At 59.2% G+C, this 18974-nt stretch carries 17 protein-coding genes; 8 read left to right on the top strand and 9 right to left on the bottom strand.

The annotated features are described in order from the left end of the window. Positions 1-303 precede the first annotated feature (303 nt). Entirely contained in the window at positions 304-618 is a 315-nt protein-coding gene (gene flhD, locus WCA85_RS32465) for a flagellar transcriptional regulator FlhD (RefSeq protein WP_424069378.1), read from the top strand. A gap of 94 nt (positions 619-712) precedes the next feature. After that, entirely contained in the window at positions 713-2002 is a 1290-nt protein-coding gene (locus WCA85_RS32460; RefSeq protein ID WP_424069376.1) for an EAL and HDOD domain-containing protein, read from the top strand. A gap of 140 nt (positions 2003-2142) precedes the next feature. On the opposite strand, the gene WCA85_RS32455 is transcribed toward WCA85_RS32460, so the two are convergent. After that, a complete protein-coding gene (locus WCA85_RS32455; protein WP_424069463.1) occupies positions 2143-3276 on the bottom strand; it encodes a porin in 1134 nt (377 codons plus the stop codon). A 417-nt stretch (positions 3277-3693) separates the two neighbouring features. Between WCA85_RS32455 and WCA85_RS32450 the strand changes: the two genes are divergently transcribed. After that, positions 3694-4299: a uracil-DNA glycosylase family protein gene (locus WCA85_RS32450; protein WP_424069374.1), complete on the top strand. Its 606-nt coding sequence runs from the start codon at positions 3694-3696 to the stop codon at positions 4297-4299. 89 nt (positions 4300-4388) lie between these two features. On the opposite strand, the gene WCA85_RS32445 is transcribed toward WCA85_RS32450, so the two are convergent. From WCA85_RS32445 to WCA85_RS32435, 3 genes are all read right to left on the bottom strand, one after another. Beyond that, positions 4389-5240 carry an oxidoreductase gene (locus WCA85_RS32445; RefSeq protein ID WP_424069373.1) on the bottom strand — a complete coding sequence of 284 codons (852 nt, stop codon included), beginning with the start codon at positions 5238-5240 and terminating at the stop codon, positions 4389-4391. Between the two features lie 334 nt (positions 5241-5574). Then, positions 5575-6588 (bottom strand): Gfo/Idh/MocA family protein, encoded by a 1014-nt coding sequence (locus WCA85_RS32440; RefSeq protein ID WP_424069371.1) that lies wholly within the window; start codon positions 6586-6588, stop codon positions 5575-5577. A gap of 127 nt (positions 6589-6715) precedes the next feature. After that, entirely contained in the window at positions 6716-7624 is a 909-nt protein-coding gene (locus WCA85_RS32435; RefSeq protein ID WP_424069369.1) for a LysR family transcriptional regulator, read from the bottom strand. Positions 7625-7778: 154 nt separating this feature from the next. Here WCA85_RS32435 and WCA85_RS32430 point away from each other — a divergent pair, with 154 nt between their 5' ends. Next, positions 7779-8906 carry an alkene reductase gene (locus WCA85_RS32430; RefSeq protein ID WP_424069367.1) on the top strand — a complete coding sequence of 376 codons (1128 nt, stop codon included), beginning with the start codon at positions 7779-7781 and terminating at the stop codon, positions 8904-8906. Positions 8907-9080: 174 nt separating this feature from the next. Here WCA85_RS32430 and WCA85_RS32425 read toward each other — a convergent pair whose 3' ends face one another. From WCA85_RS32425 to WCA85_RS32415, 3 genes are all read right to left on the bottom strand, one after another. Then, positions 9081-10217, bottom strand: a complete 1137-nt coding sequence (locus WCA85_RS32425; RefSeq protein WP_424069461.1) for a porin — start codon at positions 10215-10217, stop codon at positions 9081-9083. A 492-nt stretch (positions 10218-10709) separates the two neighbouring features. Further along, entirely contained in the window at positions 10710-11705 is a 996-nt protein-coding gene (locus tag WCA85_RS32420) for an aldo/keto reductase (RefSeq protein WP_424069365.1), read from the bottom strand. A gap of 435 nt (positions 11706-12140) precedes the next feature. Beyond that, positions 12141-13184, bottom strand: coding sequence for a rod shape-determining protein (locus WCA85_RS32415; protein WP_424069363.1), 1044 nt, complete (start codon positions 13182-13184; stop codon positions 12141-12143). Between the two features lie 260 nt (positions 13185-13444). On the opposite strand from WCA85_RS32415, the gene WCA85_RS32410 reads away from it, so the two are divergent. Further along, the gene (locus WCA85_RS32410) at positions 13445-13987 is read left to right on the top strand and encodes a DinB family protein (RefSeq protein ID WP_424069361.1); all 543 of its coding nucleotides are present in this window, start codon (positions 13445-13447) and stop codon (positions 13985-13987) included. A 130-nt stretch (positions 13988-14117) separates the two neighbouring features. On the opposite strand, the gene WCA85_RS32405 is transcribed toward WCA85_RS32410, so the two are convergent. Then, a complete protein-coding gene (locus WCA85_RS32405; RefSeq protein ID WP_424069359.1) occupies positions 14118-14948 on the bottom strand; it encodes a type 1 glutamine amidotransferase domain-containing protein in 831 nt (276 codons plus the stop codon). Between the two features lie 128 nt (positions 14949-15076). Then, a complete protein-coding gene (locus tag WCA85_RS32400; protein ID WP_424069357.1) occupies positions 15077-15994 on the bottom strand; it encodes a LysR family transcriptional regulator in 918 nt (305 codons plus the stop codon). 193 nt (positions 15995-16187) lie between these two features. Between WCA85_RS32400 and WCA85_RS32395 the strand changes: the two genes are divergently transcribed. The 3 genes from WCA85_RS32395 to WCA85_RS32385 all read left to right on the top strand — a co-directional run. After that, positions 16188-16784, top strand: coding sequence for an FMN-dependent NADH-azoreductase (locus WCA85_RS32395; RefSeq protein ID WP_424069355.1), 597 nt, complete (start codon positions 16188-16190; stop codon positions 16782-16784). Positions 16785-17000: 216 nt separating this feature from the next. Further along, positions 17001-18563, top strand: a complete 1563-nt coding sequence (locus tag WCA85_RS32390) for a DHA2 family efflux MFS transporter permease subunit (protein ID WP_424069353.1) — start codon at positions 17001-17003, stop codon at positions 18561-18563. A 103-nt stretch (positions 18564-18666) separates the two neighbouring features. After that, positions 18667-18974, top strand: a 308-nt coding sequence (locus tag WCA85_RS32385; RefSeq protein WP_424069459.1) for a TolC family protein, incomplete at its 3' end; no start/stop codon positions are given.

The raw sequence follows: 18974 nt of genomic DNA, 5'->3' as shown, positions 1-18974 counted from the left end.
TGAAATAATATGGAACATTTCCCTTACCTGCAAGTGAGCATTCTTTGAGATTTTGGCTTTTGCGGGCCTACCGGACACAGTCAGCGCCAGCGCCCACGGCACGGCGGCCCACGGCGACGAGTCTTCCGGATAATTTCTGAGCCATTGCCTTTCGCAAAGGACATCCCTAAACTACGCGCAAACGTATCTAAATGTAACGTTTTGTGTCTGGTAGTAACTCGCGGGCTTGCCGCGTGAACTCGCGCCGGTGGTTCAGGGATCGGTGATCGCTTTGCCAAGGGATCCAAAGGGGATGGAAAGATCGTGAACGATGATGCGTTGACAATGGTCAGGGAAATCAACCTGGCTTACATCATGCTTGCGCAACGCATGCTCAGGGAGGACAAGCTGGTCGGGATGTTCCGGTTGGGATTGTCCGAGCGGAGCGCAGACCTCCTTGCCGCGCTTACGCTTGCACAAACGGTCAGGCTCGCTGCTTCGGATCAGTTGTTGTGCCAATGCCGCTTTGAGGACCACGCCATTGTGTCGACGCTCACGCAGTCTGGCGGACACGTGGATGTGACGCCGACCCATACAGCCATCCTTCTGGCCAGCCAGAAAGCCGCAGAAATCGTGTGATAGGGAAAACTGATCAAATCCCATTGCAGTGTCCGGGACGTCGTGTTGCTATCCGCATTCATATATGCCAGACGTCTATTGACCAGTAATCCGCATGAATGACATCACGCACGATACTGCCGCGTTATCCTTGATCACGATGAATTCGTATCTGGGAAGGCAGCCAATCCTGAACCGCGAAGGCCATCTCGTCGCGTACGAATTGCTTTTCCGCCCGTTCGGTTCAAGTAACCCAGCGCGGGACGAGGGCACAGTATCGGATGACATCCGCGCGACAGCCGAGATCGTGATCGAGACGCTCGGCGAACTGGGTATCGAAAGCGTATTGGGAGGTCTGCCCGGCTACATCAACGCAGGGCGGGACTGGCTCATGAACGACATGTTCACGCTACTGCCGCCAGAGCCTTTTGTGATCGAAATCCGCGAGTCGATGCAGGAGGACGCCCAACTGTTGAAGCGCATCGAAGCGCTATCGCATGCAGGGTACTGTTTCGCCATCGACGATTGTCGCGAGTGCGATCAGATCCGTACCGCGGTGTTTGACAAGGTCCGGCTCGTCAAGATCGAGGCGCCTCACTGGACTCCCCATAAACTGCGGCCATTCGTCGACGCAATGCATCGCGCCGGCAAACGCGTCATTGCGGAAAAAGTCGAGACGCCGCAGGAATACCGGTGGACCTACGAAGCGGGCTGCGACCTCTTCCAAGGCTACTATTTCGCGCATCCTCACCTGTTGCGGGTCCGCCGGATTCCCCCGCTGCGCCAGGCGCTGGTCAAGCTTCTGGTTCTACTCAACGCGGAGCCCGCGCTTTTGACCGTTGTCGAGGAGGTCAAGCGCAACCCCTCGCTGACGATGCAATTGCTGCGATTTGCCAGCTCCGGGCACCATGCGGTAACACGCCAACAGTTGCATCTGCGCGACGCTGTGCAGATGGTTGGGACCGAATGGTTGCGGCGCTGGGTTCTCCTTGCGCTTTACACGGACGGCGATAGCCGCTCTGTCGCCTCCAATGCGCTCGTGCAACTGGTCGGCACCCGGGCACGTTTCATGGAGCTGGCCGCGCGCCGAATCAAGCCCCATGAGGAAGCGTTCGCCGACAATGCGTTCATGACAGGCATGACTTCTTTGCTGCCAGACGTACTGCAGCGCGATCCTGCTGACCTGTTTGACGAACTGCAACTGGCCGAGCCCGTGCGCGAAGCCATCCGGACGCGCGCCGGCGCGCTTGGACAACTGCTCGCTTGCGCGGAAGCCGTAGAAAGTCCGACTTCCGCGGCGAGCGTGGTGGATATCTGCAACGGCATTCCGCCGCTTAGCGTCGCCGCGGTCTCGTTGCTGAGCGCAGCGGCGGCGAACTGGATGGAAAACAGATCCGGTTTCTGAGCGGCTTTAAATCCAACATCGCAGGACTGCCAGGTTTGAGTCTCGGTGGCCTATCCAGTGGCCCCAGCGCGCGTGATCGGATCGCCGCACGATGTGCCTGGCCTGACCCACTTCTCTACCCCGACCAAACGCTGCACGCGTTAGAAGCGGGTCCGAAGGCCTACGGTTGCCGCAATCTGATTGCCTGTTGTAGCTTGCGACAAACCGTTGATATCCGCACCCTCGAACGCAGAGCCGGCAGCGCCGTACGCGTGCTGGTAGACACCTTCGACATAGACATCCGTGCGCTTGCTGAACGAGTAATCTGCCATCAGCGTTACTTGATGCCATTTCGGGTCCGCCGAACCGGTGCCGCCAGCGACAGCGCCTTGAGTGAAGGTGTACGCGCCAGCGAGTGAGATCGCCGGGGTCACGGAATAGTGCACGTTGACTTCGTAGTTATCAAAGTGCAGGGTGTCGAACGACTGCTGGATCGCGGAGTTCGCGCCGGGCTCGGTGTTGTCGAACAAGCTATGCGTCCACAGCAGGCCGACCACCGCCGGTCCGATTGTGTAGTTGCCGCCAGCGCCCATCACGCGTTGCCGCGCGGCGGGGAAGCTGACGAAGTCGTTGTTCGACAGCGCCCCGGTACAACTCAGCGCACCGTTATTTAGTTGGAGGTAAGCGGCCGCCAGATTGATCGGACCGTTGCTGTATGTCACGCCGAAGCTATAGGCGCGATTGTTCGAGAACGCGCCGGCTGCGTTGCTGAAGCCGTACAGTGCCTCGCCCTGCAGCCCTTGGTACGTCGGGCTCACGTACTTGACCGAGTTGTTGATATAAAACGAGTCGTCCACGTTGTCGTTGTCGAACGGATGCGCGGCCAGGTTGTTTCCGTCCCCGTTGTTTGCCAATGCGATCGCCCCGAGATCGTCGACCACGGCGTCGTATTGCCGCCCTAGCGTCACCGTTCCATAGTTGTCGCTCTGCAAACCAACGTATGCCTGACGGCCAAACATGGTGCCCGCATAAGTGGTCTTTCCGTTCTGCAGATTGAACCCGTTCTCGAGGCGGAAAATCGCATGCAGAGCGTCGCCGAGGTCCTCGCTGCCCCTCAAACCCCATACTTCGTTCGACAGCATGCTGCTTTGTTCCTGCGCCGCGCTGCTGCCGCCCTGATTGTTCGTATAAACGATACCCGCATCGATCAACCCATAGAGGGTGACGTTGCTTTGCGCTTGAGCCGCCACGGCAAAAACGGACAAAACTGCTGCCCCGACAATATTCTTCTTCACTTGCTTATGCTCCAGGAAATGCCCCAACAAGGCGTCGAGATGGATGAGCAGGATCTCGGATGAAACGTCCGGATAACGCTCCGTTCGCTCGACAAACGTGTTCAACGAAAGGCTCCTCGTGCCGCTGAGGCGGGCCATCTTTTGAATGGTCCTGCTTCGGTACTTGGAGCCTGAGGATCTTAGGAGGATTGCCGGCGCGGTTCATCAAAAGAGTTGCCGCGTTTTCGCAAAAAGTTTGTAAACGATGAGCGATGGGAGCGGATACACGCCTCGCTCAGTTGCTCGCCCTGGGACGCAATACCCGATGCGCGATCAAGTACGCCGAAGCGGTGTTCTGGCGCTGGCAGCGGTATCATCCTCAGATTGATACGGACGTACAACGAGACCGGTTATCTATCCTGTCACGCCATGAGCGATATGACTGTTATAAAGCTAATCCCGCTGGATGAATTGTTGCGCGACATCCGTGCCTGCACGATCTGCGCACCTGTCCTGCCGCATGCCCCACGCCCAGTGCTCGCTGCGTCTGGGAGCTCACGGATTCTGATCATCGGCCAGGCGCCCGGCGCGCGAGTGCATGCGTCAGGTGTTCCATGGAGCGATGCGAGCGGTGCTCGTCTGCGCACCTGGCTCGGCGTCGACGATGCGACGTTTTACGATGACGCAAAATTTGCGCTTGTGCCGATGGGCTTCTGTTTCCCAGGCCATGGTGCAAGTGGCGACTTGCCACCACGGCCCGAATGCGCCGCACACTGGCACCGTGATTTGCTGGCACAGATGCGCTCAGTCCGGCTCACTTTGCTGATCGGGCAATATGCGCAGCGGTTTGGTCTCGGCTCAGCATCCGGTACGACACTGACCGACACCCTGCTGCGGTGGCGAGACTTCAGCCCGCAGATGATTCCATTGCCTCATCCGTCACCGCGCAACATTGCGTGGTTCAAGCGCAACCCGTGGTTCGAAGCCGATGTATTGCCGACACTGCGTGAGCGTGTCGCGCAAGCGTTGTCTGCCTCAGCGTAGGCGTGCGCGGCGGGTCCTTCTGATAAAGGATCTACGTATTCTGCTGGATGCGGGAGAGCGGTAAGTAAAAGGCCATACCGTGGTAGATATCAGTCAGGAAAATCCGCGCCGACTGTCGTCGCCTCCCAGCTATTCAAATCATTCTGAAGCCTGCCCAGTTTCGCCCGGACCGCTTCCAGCCCGGGTTTGCCCAGTACGAGATTCGATGGCGGCACCTTCGCTTCGACGGCGGCGATGATCGCCTGCGCGGCGCGTGCCGGATCGCCGGGTTGCCGCCCGCTATCCGCTGCCACTTGCGCGCGGCGCTTCCCAGCGATGGATGCGTATGCGTCGATCGACTGGCGCGTCTGCTTGAGTGATCGACCCGCCCAGTCTGTCCGGAACGGCCCTGGTTCGACCGTCGTCACCTTGATGCCCAACTCGGCGGTCTCACGCGCGAGGGCTTCTCCAAGCCCCTCCAGCGCGAACTTGGTTGCTGCGTAATAACCGCTGCCCGGATTACCCACCAAGCCCCCAACGGACGTGATATTGACGATATGTCCTGCTCGCTGCTCCCGCATCAAAGGCAATACGGCCTTGATCGTGCTAACCGCGCCAAAGAAATTGACCTCGAACATGGCGCGCACGTCGTCATCTTCACCTTCTTCAATAGCTGACAGATAACCATATCCTGCGTTATTGACCAGCACGTCGATGCGGCCAAACGCAGCCTTCGCCTGCGCGACGGCGGCGATTACGGCCTCGGGCGAGGTCACATCAAGTTTGAGCGACAGTGCGCGTTCGGGGTCCGCGTTCGTCAGGTCGGTGAGCGTGCCGGGATCGCGCGCAGTGACCACAGCACGCCAGCCACGCGCGAGTACAGCCTGTGCAATTTCCCGACCGAACCCGGTCGAACAGCCAGTGATGAACCAGACAGGGGAAGCGGAAGAGTCGATCGCCATGGTAGTCCTCGGTGAGGGCTGACGCGATGAGCCACAGCGCGATTCGGGGCGCACATCGGCCAGCGGGGAATGAGCTTGAAGAATATCCCAACGCTGGAAAATTTGTGGCCCCGAGGCAAATGGAGTCGGGCGCCGCTTCAAGGGCGATCGGATTCCGGGGCAAGTAACCGGTCGAGTGCGATTCGTTCCGGACGGTCGCTTCCAGGCGTGCCAAAGATCGCTTTCGAAACCTACGCCAACGGCCACTCCCTATAACGCGCGAATCGTGGCTCGCGGCTTTGGAACTTTCCGCACGTCAAACCTCGGAGGCTGCCCCCGCGTTGCACTCAACACCTCAACTTCCCTGAATTCCCTCCCACGCGCCCGATCGAGCCGAGCGGAACACAGCATCAATCACTCGCATATTTGCGCGCGCATCTTCTAGCGGAATAGCCTGCGGGCTTCCACTCAATACCGCCTCCGCAAACGTTGCAGCTGCGACACCATATTGATCGCATACCTGAATTTCCAGCCATCGGTCAGACCCGACACCCGCGCTCGTGCTTTCACTCACTAACAAACGCGCCGGTTTATCGTTTGGTGCGTTGAATGGAATCTCGACCTCAATCCGCCCTTCGGTACCGTGAAATTGCATTCGCTGATAGGGATGGGTCTGAGTCGAGTAAAAGAAACTCGCCTGCACACCACCGAAGTCCATTAGCACAGAGCCAAGCCGGTCCACTCTGAAGACTGGATCCTGCTCCATCAGGGCAACCACTCGCTTTGGCTCACGCCCGATAATGGAGCGTGACGTTGTGATGGGATAACAGCCAATATCGAGCAAACCGCCGCCACCCAGTTCACTCTGGTTGCGGATATTGTCCGGGTTCGTGTTGTTATAGGTAAAGCCGCCAGTCACTGCCCGCAATTCGCCAATCGCACCTTCGTCGATCAAGGTTCGCACCTTCAACCATTGCGGATGCGTGCGAACCATGAAGGCTTCCTGTATGTATCGGCCGCTTTTGTCGCGCGCAGCGATGAGTTGTTCAACCTGTTGAGCGTCCAACCCGATCGGCTTCTCACACAGGACGTGCTTGCCCGCCTCGACGGCTTTGATCGTCCATTCCACGTGAATGTGATTGGGTAACGAAATATAGACCGCGTCGATTTCCGGGTCCTCCAGCAGCGCCTCGTAACTGCCGTATGCGACAGTCAAACCATATTTGTTCGCCGCTTCCTGAGCTTTTGCCTGAGATCGCGACGCGATGCCCTTCACCCGGCACTTTGGCGCGCTGTGCATGGGCAAGACAACCTTGTCGTTGATCTTCGCGGTGCCCAGGATCCCCCAGACGATTTCATCCTTAGCCATGACATCCCCTTTTCCGAAATAAGTATTTGAGGCGTAGCGCAGGCCGGACCACCGCGTGCTGCCTCACGCAACGCAAGTTCGGGCTTAAAGCCTGTGGTAAGACGTACTGTTGAACCCGATTCCTAAACTAGGCTGCTACGTTAGCCGGCCTCGCCAGACGTTCGCGCATCGCTTCGACAAAAACCCGCACCTTCGGCAAAACCTGACGTCTCGTTGGGTACACGGCCCAAATTTCCAGTTCCTTGGGAGTAGCATCCTTAAGGTCGATCTGCACCAGCTTGCCAGATTCGATCTCGGCGCCTGCATGCCAGCTTGAGAGGACGGCAAGCCCCCCGCCGGCCACGCACGCATCGAACACACCATCGAGGCTGCTGATCGTGACGCGGCCGGAAATGCGGATCGAGCGCTCCTCGCCGTTGACGTTGAACTGCCAGTGCAATGTGCCGGTTGGCGCGATGCAATCGTGGTCGGCAAGGTCATTGAGGCGGCGGGGACTTCCACGCCGGGAGAGATACGCCGGGGACGCGCAGAGTATCCGCCTGTTGACCCCAAGCGAGGTGGCAATCAGATTTGAATCCTTCAGCACGCCGATCCGAACCGCGACGTCCACGCCGGTCGATACGATGTCGACCACCGTGTCGGTAAGCAGCATGTCTACCCGCAGGCCAGGATTTTGGTCCAGCAGTGTCGTAATCAGCGGGATGATGACCGTCCGGCCGATTGACCCGCATGCCGTTACGCGCAGCAAACCCGCCGCACCGTTTTGCGACGGCGAAATGACTGCGCGACCGGCTTCCGCCGCCTCAACGATGGTGGACGCGAACGGAAGGAAGGCCTCGCCCTCAGCGGTCAACGACACCGACCGCGTGGTGCGCTGCATGAGGCGCACGCCCAATCCATCTTCCAGCGCTGCGAGTCGCCGCGTTGCGGCCATCGGTGCGATGCCCATCCGTCTCGCTGCTGCGGAAAGACTGCCTGCCGCAGCGGCGTTCAAAAAGACTGCGACGCCACCAAGGTCAATTTTCTCGGCATCCATATCGGTTTCCTTCACGAATCCTGTTAGCCGTGTGCTTCGGCGGCATACGACCAATTGTATCGGGAAACGATATACAGGATGATTGCATTCGACATCTACTCGCGAATAGATATAGTTGATACGCTTACGCTCCAATATCTTCTGGAGCGTAACAGTGCAGCCCGATCCGCTTTTTACCTCGCTTAAGCTTGGCGCCCTGGAACTGAAGCATCGCATTGTTATGGCCCCCATGACCAGAATGCGTTCGGCTCAACCGGGCAATGTTCCCCACGCACTGAACGCCGAGTATTACGGACAACGCGCGAGCGAAGGCGGCTTGCTCATTACCGAGGCGACAGATATCACGCCGCAGGCACAGGGCTACCGCGGGACGCCCGGCCTGTACAGCGCCGAGCAGATAGCCGGTTGGCGCGCGGTGACAGACGCGGTCCACGCGAAAGGCGGCTTCATCTTCAGTCAAATCTGGCACGTGGGTCGCATTTCTCATTCTTCGCTACAACCCGATGGAGCGCTGCCGGTCGCGCCCTCGCCCGTTCGTCCATCCGGCGATCACACCGACGCGTCCGGTCAGCCTGTCTCTTTCGAAACGCCGCGCGCGCTTGAAGAAAAGGAACTCGCCGTTCTTGTTGCGGACTTCGTCACGGCAGCGCGCAACGCGCGAGAGGCTGGCTTTGACGGAGTTGAGGTTCACGGCGCAAACGGCTACCTGCTCGACCAGTTCCTGCGCAACGGCTCAAACAAACGCACAGACCGATATGGTGGGTCGATTGAAAATCGGGCGCGCCTGTTACTCGAAGTGGTCGATGCCGTGATCGCTGCACTGGGTGCACAGCGAGTGGGTGTCCGACTGTCGCCGTGGAACGGATTTAATGACATGTCCGATAGCGATGGAGAGGCACTGTGGGATTACGTCGGTCGTGAGCTTAACAAGCGTGACCTGGCCTATCTGCATGTCGTCGAACCTCGCGCGGACTTCACTACGGATCTCCCGCTCGATGCGAACGCTCCGGACGCGGCTGCTCACTTTAAATCTGTCTTCAAAGGCCCACTTATCTCTGCAGGGGGATATGTCGCGGAAACGGCCCGTGCCGCTGTGGGCGATGCGCGTGCCGATGCTGTCGCATTCGGGCGTCCCTTTATCAGCAATCCGGACCTGCCTGAGCGGGTACGCACCGGGGCGGCAATGACCTGGCACGAGCGCGCCACATTCTATGGCGGAGACCATCGGGGGTACACCGACTACGCATCCTTGGAGGATGTCAGCCAGTCCTGCGGCGTCTGAACGCCAATGCCTGCAAAGGCGTTCTGAGAGAAGCTTGCCCGTGCAAACGGGCGCGGCGGTACTCAAAAAAACAGGCCGGGTGTAACTGCACCCGGCCTGTTCTACGCACACGGCACTTATCGAGCCGGTGCTTCGTTTCGAACGATACCTCGAACAAACGTCAAGTTCTCGTCCTTAGAAGCTGTGCGTGATACCCACACGTGCCACGACCTGCGACTGCGAGCTCGACGGATTAAAGCCTGCAATCTGCGCGTTCTGTGCGGAGCCAGCGGCGCGCTGATACGAACCCATTACATAAAGCGACGTGCGCGGCGAGAGTGCGTATTGCGAGATCACATTCACCTGGTGATACTTCGGTTCCGCACCGGTCGCGTGGTCGAGACCGGTTGTGAACGTGTAACCGGCTGCAAAAGTAAGGGCGGGCGTCAGTGAGTAGATACCTGACACCTCGTAGTTCTGGAAGCGCACGTCGTGCCCTGCATCGCCGCTCTGGAAATCTACGTTCGAGAAGTCACCCATCAACTTGAATCGACCAAATGCATACGATGCGCCGGCCGCGAGAACACCCTGGCTGCGCGCATTAGCAAGCGCGTCGCCGTAGACAGCATTGACGTACGAACCACCGCTGCCGTAGCCCGCCACGGCGGTGATCGGTGTGTTGACGCGCAGATAACCAACCCCAGCGCTAAAGGCGGCATGCGTGTACTGAGCGGCCGCACTATACGACGAGTTGGTCGAGAACTGTCCAGCGGTGCCGCCAAACGAATAGTGACCTTCGAACACGATACCGGCAATGCTCGGGCTCACGTACTTCACGGCATTGTTGACCGGGAACCCGTTGTCGAGGTTGTCCATGTCGTTAGGATGCGAGAAGTACCACCCGCCATACTGCCCGTTCAGCGAATACGGCTCAACGAGGTCGACGTTTGCGTCCCATTGCTTACCAACCGTCACCGTACCGTAGCTATCCGATTTGATGCCAACATAAGCATTACGCGAAAACGCGAGGCCACCGCCACCTTCTGCTCCATCTGCCGCATTGAAGCCGCTTTCGAGCCGGAAGATCGCGTGCAACCCGTCACCCAGATCTTCGCTGCCCCTGATGCCCCACCGGCTGCCGGCAGGAACGCCGCTCTGCATCTGGAAGAGTTTGCCGCCCGTTCCCGGCACGAGCTTGCCGTTGCTGCCGTTTTCGACATTGCTCGCGTAATCGACGCCCAAATCCACAATCCCGTACAGCGTTACACTGCTTTGCGCGTGCGCGCTTGCAGCAGCAAACGCGATCGGCAGTATTGTGAGCAACTTCTTGATCATTAGTTTTCCTTGATAATTGCCGCGACGCGTCTTCGTAAAAATACGATATCTGTCGACGCGGACGGTCTCCTTTCACCTCAACGGCGTGAGCGATGTTAATCAGGTAATAGGGGTGACTCAATGGAGTCATTCAAATTAAATGATGCAACGGGGTAATTGACCAATCAAGGATTTTCGATACTTTCCATTTTCACAACAAAGATTAAATATTGTTTAATTTCTTTGTCGGTTTGCTTTTAACTTTATGTCGATTAAGGTGCTCAAGGCGGCTTTGTGTGCAAAGACCTGGCCATGCGGAGATTTTCGCCGTAGCGGTGCTAGTGGCGAACGCGGGCAGCGCGGAGCAGCCAGGCCGCTGCGGGAAGTGGGAACAAAAGCAGCCGCCCGTCGCAAAGGGCAAAATCCGCCTGCCCCGCTATCCTTGGATCAGGCTGCATCTTGAATCGTGGCGGCCGGTGTCGCGGCGGCCTTCCACGGGTTTGGGACTCTTTACCAGCGCTGGTGGACCTGACGCGCTATATGGCGCTCATAGACTTCACGGACACGTTGCATTGCCTCATCGGACAGTGGCGCGAGGCTCGCAGATGCGACGTTTGACGCCGCCTGGGCCGCGTTTTTACTACCCGGGATGATGACGGAGACGGCATCCTCCATGAGAATCCAGCGAAGGGCCAGCTGCGCCATGGAGGCGTCCATCGGCACGAGGCCGCGCAGTTCGTCGACTGCTTTCAACGCGATGTCATAAGGCACCCCGGAGAACGTTTCGCCGACGTCGAACGCCTCGCCATGGCGATTGAAAGCACGATGGTCGTCGGACGGGAAAACCGAATCCGCCGACATCTTGCCGGTCAGCATGCCGCTCGCCAGAGGCACTCGCGCGATGACCGCAACGTTTTTCTTTTGTGCCTGCCTGAAGAACAAGTCGGCGGGGCGTTGACGGAACATGTTGTAAATAATCTGTACCGAAACCACATTGGGATACTCGATCGCCTTCAGCGCCTCTTCGACCTTTTCGACCGATACACCGTAGAAGCGGATCTTGCCGGCAGCAACGAAGTCGTCCATCGCGTCGAATACCTCGGGATGGTAATAAACCTCCGTCGGCGGGCAATGCAACTGCACGAGGTCGAGCGTATCGACACCCAGATTCGAAAGGCTCCGGTCGATGAAACCCGCAAGCTCGCGCTTGTTCGTATATCCGCTTGTCACATGCGGATCGAGTCGGCGCCCGAGCTTGGTGGCCACGATGGGACGCTCGCCGCCTCGTTGCTGCAGCACATCGCGAATGATCCGCTCCGACCGGCCGTCGCCGTAGACGTCCGCCGTGTCGATGAAAGTAACACCGCTATCAAGTGCGGCATTGAGCGCCGCCTTGGCGTCGTCTTCTGCAACACCGCCCCACGACCCACCGATCGCCCATGCCCCAAAGCCGATTTCGGACACATTCCAGCCGGTGCGACCAAATTTTCTCTTTGAAAGTTTCATTTAAGTGCTCGTCGTAGGTTTTGCGAAGTCACGTAGTTGGCGCTTCAGTGAGCCGCACTATGTCAGTGCTGGCGGCCAATTGCTCCTAGTGTAGCAAGCAGGCCGCCAACACGAACGCGGACGGCTCAGCGACGCGCGCCCCCAATGCGCTCAAATACAACGCCAGCCGGACGCGGGAATTCGGCAATCTGAAAGTAAGCCAGTTTCCTGGCTTCTCTGGCACTGACACCGAAAGCCTGCTGCAACGCGTACATGGCCTGTTCAGAGTAGTCCTGCGGCGCGTCGCCAGACAGTTATAGCTCGCCCAAAGCTTGATCAGGTCGGATCTCCAGAAACACACTCAATGGCTGGAGACGTCCTGGCCAAGGCTGCGATTCGAAAATTGAACTGGCTTCGGCGCTGCGGAGCGGTCGCGTGGCGGCCGCTCCGCAGCTCTCATTCGTAGGAGAAAACGCCGCCGAATTTGTCCATGTGTTCGAGCGCCATGCCGGAGCCGCGCACGACGCAGGTAAGCGGGGCCTCGGCAACGAACACGGGTAGACCCGTCTCTTCGGCGAGCAGACGGTCTAGATCTCGCAGTAGAGCACCACCGCCCGCGAGCATGATGCCGCGCTCCGCAATATCGGCGCCGAGTTCCGGCGGCGTCTGTTCGAGCGCGATCTTGACCGCGGATACGATCTGGTTCAACGGATCGGTGAGGGCTTCGAGGATCTCGCTGCTGGAGACCGTGAAACTGCGCGGTATGCCTTCCGACATGTTGCGGCCCTTCACTTCCATTTCGTTAACTTTGGACCCCGGGAACGCTGAGCCAATCGCCTTCTTGATCGTCTCGGCGGTCTGTTCGCCGATCAGCATGCCGTAGTTACGCCGGATATAGTTGACGATTGCCTCGTCGAACTTGTCTCCGCCGACGCGTACCGAGCCTTTGTACACGATGCCGCCGAGCGAGATCACCCCGACTTCGGTTGTGCCGCCGCCGATATCGACAACCATCGAGCCGGTCGCTTCAGATACTGGCAGGCCCGCACCGGTTGCGGCGGCCATGGGCTCTTCGATCAGGAAAACCTGGGAAGCGCCTGCGCTGTGCGCGGCCTCCCGGATTGCCCGCCGCTCAACCTGGGTCGACCCGCACGGCACGCAGATAATGATCCGCGGCGACGGCGCAAAAATATGCGGCGCATGCACCATCCGGATGAACTGCTTGATCATCTGTTGAGTGATGTTGAAGTCGGCGATCACGCCGTCTTTCATCGGGCGGATCGCTTCAATGTTGCCCGGAACCTTGCCAAGCATCTGCTTGGCTTCCTTGCCGACCGCCAGAATGGTTTTTTTACCATTCGGGCCGCCTTCGCGGCGGATCGACACGACCGAAGGCTCGTCAAGGACAATGCCCCTGCCCCGCATGTAGATCAGCGTGTTTGACGTACCGAGATCGATCGCGAGATCGTTTGAGAAGTAGCTGCGAAGAAAGCCGAACATTCAAGATCCTGTTTTTCGTGACACGGGGCGGTCGGCCCATTACCTGGGACCATGCCACGGTGGGGGAGCAAAGAGTAACAGCTTCGAGTGCCGGGGCGCGGCTTCGTCTGCAGCAATTCAGTCAGACGGTTAAACTTCCCGATGCCATTGTGAACCGTTCGCAGAGCACGCATGAACTGTTGCGTGAATAGCTGGCCCGCGCGTGTCGTGCGGCGCCGGACGTGTTAAACGACGCGAGCGAATAGCCGAGGAAGCCCGTCATGCTCAATACGCAAACCGCCCACATCCTTTCCCGCTATAAGACGTGGGCTGACAATCTGATGTTTGATGCCACCGCGGCCTTGCCGCCCGACGAAGTCGTCAAAACCCGGCAAACGCTATTCAAATCAATGGTCGGCACGCTGAACCACAACTATGTGGTCGATTTGATCTGGAGGGCCCATCTCGAACGCAAGGAACACGGCTTCACGGCGCGCAACGTCATTGTGCACGCCGAACTGGGCGACCTGCGTCGCGCGCAACAGGACGTGAATGCGTGGTTCGAAAGTTGGGCAGATGAACAGATCGATGCCTCGCTGGCTGAAGAACTGTCGTTCACGTTCATATCAGGCGAGCGCTCGACGATGTCGCGCGGCGCGATGTTCATGCATCTGGTGAATCACGCGTCGTATCATCGCGGATGGGTTTGCGAAATGTTCTTCGACGTTCCTGCCAAACCGCCCACTACCGATCTGCCGGTTTTTCTCGCGGCCCACCCGGAGTCCAGTTTCTCGCGCGTTTCGCGCGATCGGCCAAAAGCCTAAGTACCCGTTGGGTCAGCGGGCTTCTCGCGTTGTCCTGCGCCTTTCACGCGCGGCGGCCTGATTCGCACCACCTACGGCCCCGGCCTGCCGGGAACGCCTCGTGATGGGTTTCATCGCCGCCGCCCTTGAATTACTTCAGTTTAGTCAGCATGGCCAGCGCGACTGCCTTGGCCGATTGCGGATTCTGCCCGGAGATCACCTCGCGGTCTTCGACCACGTTCTCGCTCCACGGCTTGCCTTCGGCAAAGTTGGCGCCGGCTGCCACCAGGCCGTCCTGCGGGAACAGTTTCATGTGGCCGCCGTTCAGGAAGCCTTTGGCCTGCTCTTCTTCCTCATCGGTGAAAGCAGTTACTTTGTATCCCTTATAAATCCAGTTGGCGGGGGCCGAAGGCTGCTCGCCGGATTCCAGCGCGGTGACAAAGCCGCGTGCATCCGGCATGGCCGACAGCATGGCGATAGTGCCATGGCAGGTGAAGCCGGTGACCTTGCCGTTTTCATGGAAGTTGCTCAACAACTCGCCCAGTTGCTTGTCCTTCAGCAGTTCCTGCATCGGGATATGGCCGCCCGGTACAAACACGGCGTCGAACTTGTCGTAGCCGATTTTCTTGACCTGCGCGAAGCTGATCGCCGGCGAACCGCTCTTCGCGGTCAGCTTCAGCGTGTCCAGCAGCGCGAGACTTTCCTGACGGGCCTTTTCGTCGCCACCCCAAAATTTCACATCATTCGATCGCTGGTCCGCAGTCGGTGCCTTGCCGCTGGGGGTGGCAAATACAACGGTTTCGCCAGCCTCGACGAAAGCCTGGACCGGTTGCATCAATTCGTTCAGGAAGAAGCCCGTTTGCATGACCTTGCCGTCTTTCAGGTTCAGTTGATCCTGATCCGACAGCACGACCAGCACCGTGCCTGCATGGGCGAGGTTGGCGGCAGCGGCCAGCAGCGCAGCGATAATAGTTTTTTTCATTCGATTCTCCAGTGTGGATGACGTGGTCGCGCATCCTATTACTGGAGAACCTGGCGATTAATACCCCGTTTGGGATTTCACTTGTTACACGGTGTAATTAAACGCCCCTCACCTCCTTTCCTTGCGGCTTACACAAACAGGTCGATGCCTTGCATCAGTCGCCGCACGAGACGTGGTTGACGCAGTTGTTCTACCCACCATTGCAGGGCGCGCCCTTCGTGATCGCCACGCCAGGCAACATATAGTTTGTTGGGTTCACGTGGATCGACCGTGTCTTTCTCAACCAGTTCGCCACGCTTGAGCAGCGACGCAATCCGACGTTTTGGCAGCCAGCCGACACCAAGGCCGTCGCGCTGTGCGAGAATCTTCGCCCGCATGTTGGGCACGGCAAGCGACGGCTGGCCGCCAACGAGTCCGTAGGCGCGTGATGCCGCCATTCTAGACGAATCGGCAACGACGATGCCACGATGGGCCGAAATGGCGTCCCGCTTGAGCGGGCCTTTGGCCGCCGCCAGCGGATGGCGGGGTGAAACCGCAAATGCCCATTCCATCACACCAAGATCGAACCAGCGCAGACCGGGTATCGCAGGGGGCTCATTGGTCGCCCCTATTATCAGGTCGGCTCTGCCATCGCGAAGTGCCTCCCATGTGCCGCTTAGCACTTCATTCGTTAGACGTAGCTTGACCCCGGATTGCAATGCATCAAATGCGCGGATTACCGGCATAATCACATCGAATTCGATAATTTCATCGGTCACGATCCAAAGGCGGTCCTCCCACCCGCTGGCAATCTGCCGAACCCGCTGCGTCATGCGCGCCATGTCCTGCATGAGACGCCCCGCCTCTTCTGCCAGCAAGAGCCCCGCCGGCGTGAGTTGCAAGCGGTAGCGGCGACGATCAAACAACAGCGCGTCGAAGCGGCTCTCAAGCTGGCGCGCAGCATGCGAAACGGTCGAAGGCGCCTTGCCCAGTTGAGCGGCTGCGCGTGACAGGCTCCCTGTCTCGCGAATCGCGTCCAGCAGCGCCAGTTCTTCCTCTGACAACATGTGCAACTCCATCGAACGTGTACATCGGAAAAATGGTACGGCAAAACCATCGACTCGGTCCATCATGCATCAACCAACAGGAATGTCTCCTCAGCAGGCCACCTGTCGCCAGCATGGTTTGCCAGCTTCCCGCAATAAATCCATCTCGCGTAACCTGGGTCCTGCGCTTTTCTAACCCAATACCGGACATATCATGACCACGATCCTCCAAGTCAACTCGGCAGCCCGCTCGCAAGGCGCAACCTCGACCCTGCTCGTCAACGAACTGACCGAGAAGTTGCAACAATCGAATCCGGGCGCGCAAGTCGTCGTCCGCAATCTGCAAGCTGAGCCGCTGCCCCACCTCGACGATTCGATCCTCGGCGCGTTCTTCACGCCGGCTGACCAGCGGACCCCGGAACAAGCGGCTATCAATGCGCGTAGCGAAGCGCTGATCGCCGAACTGCAAGCGGCCGACATCATTGTGATCGGCGCACCGATGTACAACTTCGGCGTGTCGTCGCAACTGAAGACGTACTTCGACTTTATCTCTCGCGCCGGCATCTCGTTCCAGTACACAGCCACCGGTTCGGAAGGTTTCGTGACGGGCAAGAAGGTCTTCGTCGTGACGGCGCGCGGCGGCCAGTACGTCGGCACTCCAGACGACACCCACACGCCGTTTCTGCAGACCTTCCTTGGCTTTCTCGGCATGACCGACGTTACCTTCATCTACGCTGAAGGCCTGGCCATGGGTCCGGACACGGCTAGCGCATCCCTCGCTGGCGCACGCGAAGCGATCGCGGCTGCGTAAGGATGGACCGGTAGCGCTCCGCCCTGCGGATTGCTACTGGTGATCGCGGCAATGCGTGCGTTGCAAGCGTACGTGTTGGCGATCAGAAAAGACGCCACGAGAGGGTTTGCGTGGCGTTTTTAAATCAGCCTTTTTTTTTCACCAAATATCTGACAGATCAGATACGCGGCACAGGCTTGAGAACAGCCGGCCATCAAGCCTCTTAAAGGACGCAACATGAACCCGCCTAAAGCCGCGAGCGCTCCGGCGCCATTGACCGGTTGGCAGTTCGCACTGGGCACGTTTGCTGTGGCCCTCGCCACCTTCATGACTGTGATGGACTCGTCGATCGCCAACGTCGCGATCCCGACGCTTTCCGGCGACCTGGGCGTGTCAGTGGATGAAGGCACCTGGGTCATCACGCTGTTCGCCGCGTCGAACGCGGTGGCGATTCCGCTGACCGGGTGGCTCACGCAGCGAGTCGGACAGGTCAAGCTCTTCGTGGTCGCCATCCTGCTGTTCGTGCTGTCGTCCGCGGCATGCGGTCTCGCGCCGAACTTGCCCTTGCTGCTCGCGGCCCGCGTCTTGCAAGGCGCGGTGGCGGGGCCACTGGTACCGCTATCGCAAGCGCTCCTGCTCTCCTCGTTTCCGAAGAATAAAAGCTCGAACGCGCTGGCATTGTGGGCCATGACTGCGACGGCCGGGCCGATCGCCGGGCCGGCTCTCGGCGGCTGGATCACCGACAACTACAACTGGTCGTGGGTCTTCTACGTCAACGTGCCGGTTGGGCTGTTCGCCGCCGCGGTGATCTGGGCGCTCTATCGCAAGCGCGAAACGCCGTCGCGCAAGCTGCCGGTCGACAAGGTTGGACTCCTCTCGCTGGTCGTGTGGGTAGGCTCGCTGCAGATCATGCTCGACAAAGGCAAGGATCTCGACTGGTTCAATTCACCGGTGATCTGGGCGCTCACGAGCGTCGCGCTGGTCGGGTTCCTGTTCTTCGTGATCTGGGAGCTGACCGAGGCCAAACCGATTGTCGACCTGCGCCTGTTCAAGGGACGCAACTTCGCGGGCGGCACCATCGCCATATCGATCGGGTACGCGATCTTCTTCGCCAACCTCGTGATCCTGCCGACGTGGATTCAGGAATACCTGGGCTACCGTGCCGTCGATGCAGGGTTCGTGGTGGCACCGCTCGGCATCTTCTCCGTGTTCCTTGCGCCGGTGATGGGCAAGATCATGCCGAAATCGGACATACGGGTGCTGGCGACGCTGGCCTTCGTAGGCTTCGCGGGCGTGTTCCTGATGCGCTCGTGGTACACGACAAACATCGACGTCTACACGCTGGTTTTGCCGACGCTGTTGCAGGGCATCCCGGTTGCGATGTTCTTCACACCACTTACGGCAATCATCCTGTCGGGCTTGCCGCCGGAGAAGATTCCGGCAGCCGCCGGTCTGTCGAGCTTCGCGCGAATCTTCGCCGGCGCAGCGGGCACGTCGATCTTGAGCACGATCTGGAATGACCGGACGATCCAGCACCACGCGCAACTCGCCGAGCGCACCAGCGTGAATAACCCGGCTTATATGCATGCGATTGCGGGTATTCAGACGACGCTGCACGCGAGTGTCTTCAAGGCCCAGGTCTTTTTCGAAACGCAAATGACCACGCAGGCGGCAATGCTTGGTCTGAATGATGTGTTCTGGCTGTCGGCAGTGATCTTTATCGTGATCATTCCGCTCATCTGGATCACCAAGCCCACTAAGGCCGGCGCGAAGAGCGCAGCGGGCGCAGGTGGTCACTGAGCAGCGCGCCGCCCGGGCGGCAAGCGCTCCCTTTTTCACCATTAGTCTGGCAGGTCCAAAAATGAAGGCGCAGTTTATTCAATCAGGCAGCGGTATCCATGTGATGAAGACGGGGCTGTCGGCAATCCTGGTGGCGCTGCTCTCGGCATGCGTCAACTATGCAGGTATTCACAGCGACCAGCAGATGGCGGCGCCGCAACAGTTCGCGACCACGCAAAGCCTGCCGGCCGAAAGCGGTCACTGGCCCGCAGCCGACTGGGCCGACCAGTTCGGTGACGCACAATTGAAGGCCCTGATCGACGAAGCCCTCAAGGGCAGCCCGACGATTGCACAGGCGCGCGCCCGCATCGCCGGTGCCCAGGCCTATGCGGACACCGCCAAGGCCGCCACGATGCCGCGCGTCGATGCCTC

This window comes from Paraburkholderia sp. (assembly GCF_049581445.1).
Classification (GTDB): Bacteria; Pseudomonadota; Gammaproteobacteria; order Burkholderiales; family Burkholderiaceae; genus Paraburkholderia.
Note: the sequence above shows the minus strand (reverse complement) of the source record. Positions and strands in the feature narration are given on the sequence as shown.

Bases quoted from the DNA above. Each gene is read 5' to 3' on its own strand.
- WCA85_RS32460 (WP_424069376.1), top strand. From the start codon at position 713: ATGAATGACATCACGCACGATACTGCCGCGTTATCCTTGATCACGATG.
- WCA85_RS32450 (WP_424069374.1), top strand. From the start codon at position 3,694: ATGACTGTTATAAAGCTAATCCCGCTGGATGAATTGTTGCGCGACATC.
- WCA85_RS32445 (WP_424069373.1), bottom strand. From the start codon at position 5,240: ATGGCGATCGACTCTTCCGCTTCCCCTGTCTGGTTCATCACTGGCTGT.
- WCA85_RS32440 (WP_424069371.1), bottom strand. From the start codon at position 6,588: ATGGCTAAGGATGAAATCGTCTGGGGGATCCTGGGCACCGCGAAGATC.
- WCA85_RS32435 (WP_424069369.1), bottom strand. From the start codon at position 7,624: ATGGATGCCGAGAAAATTGACCTTGGTGGCGTCGCAGTCTTTTTGAAC.
- WCA85_RS32420 (WP_424069365.1), bottom strand. From the start codon at position 11,705: ATGAAACTTTCAAAGAGAAAATTTGGTCGCACCGGCTGGAATGTGTCC.
- WCA85_RS32415 (WP_424069363.1), bottom strand. From the start codon at position 13,184: ATGTTCGGCTTTCTTCGCAGCTACTTCTCAAACGATCTCGCGATCGAT.
- WCA85_RS32410 (WP_424069361.1), top strand. From the start codon at position 13,445: ATGCTCAATACGCAAACCGCCCACATCCTTTCCCGCTATAAGACGTGG.
- WCA85_RS32405 (WP_424069359.1), bottom strand. From the start codon at position 14,948: ATGAAAAAAACTATTATCGCTGCGCTGCTGGCCGCTGCCGCCAACCTC.
- WCA85_RS32400 (WP_424069357.1), bottom strand. From the start codon at position 15,994: ATGTTGTCAGAGGAAGAACTGGCGCTGCTGGACGCGATTCGCGAGACA.
- WCA85_RS32395 (WP_424069355.1), top strand. From the start codon at position 16,188: ATGACCACGATCCTCCAAGTCAACTCGGCAGCCCGCTCGCAAGGCGCA.
- WCA85_RS32390 (WP_424069353.1), top strand. From the start codon at position 17,001: ATGAACCCGCCTAAAGCCGCGAGCGCTCCGGCGCCATTGACCGGTTGG.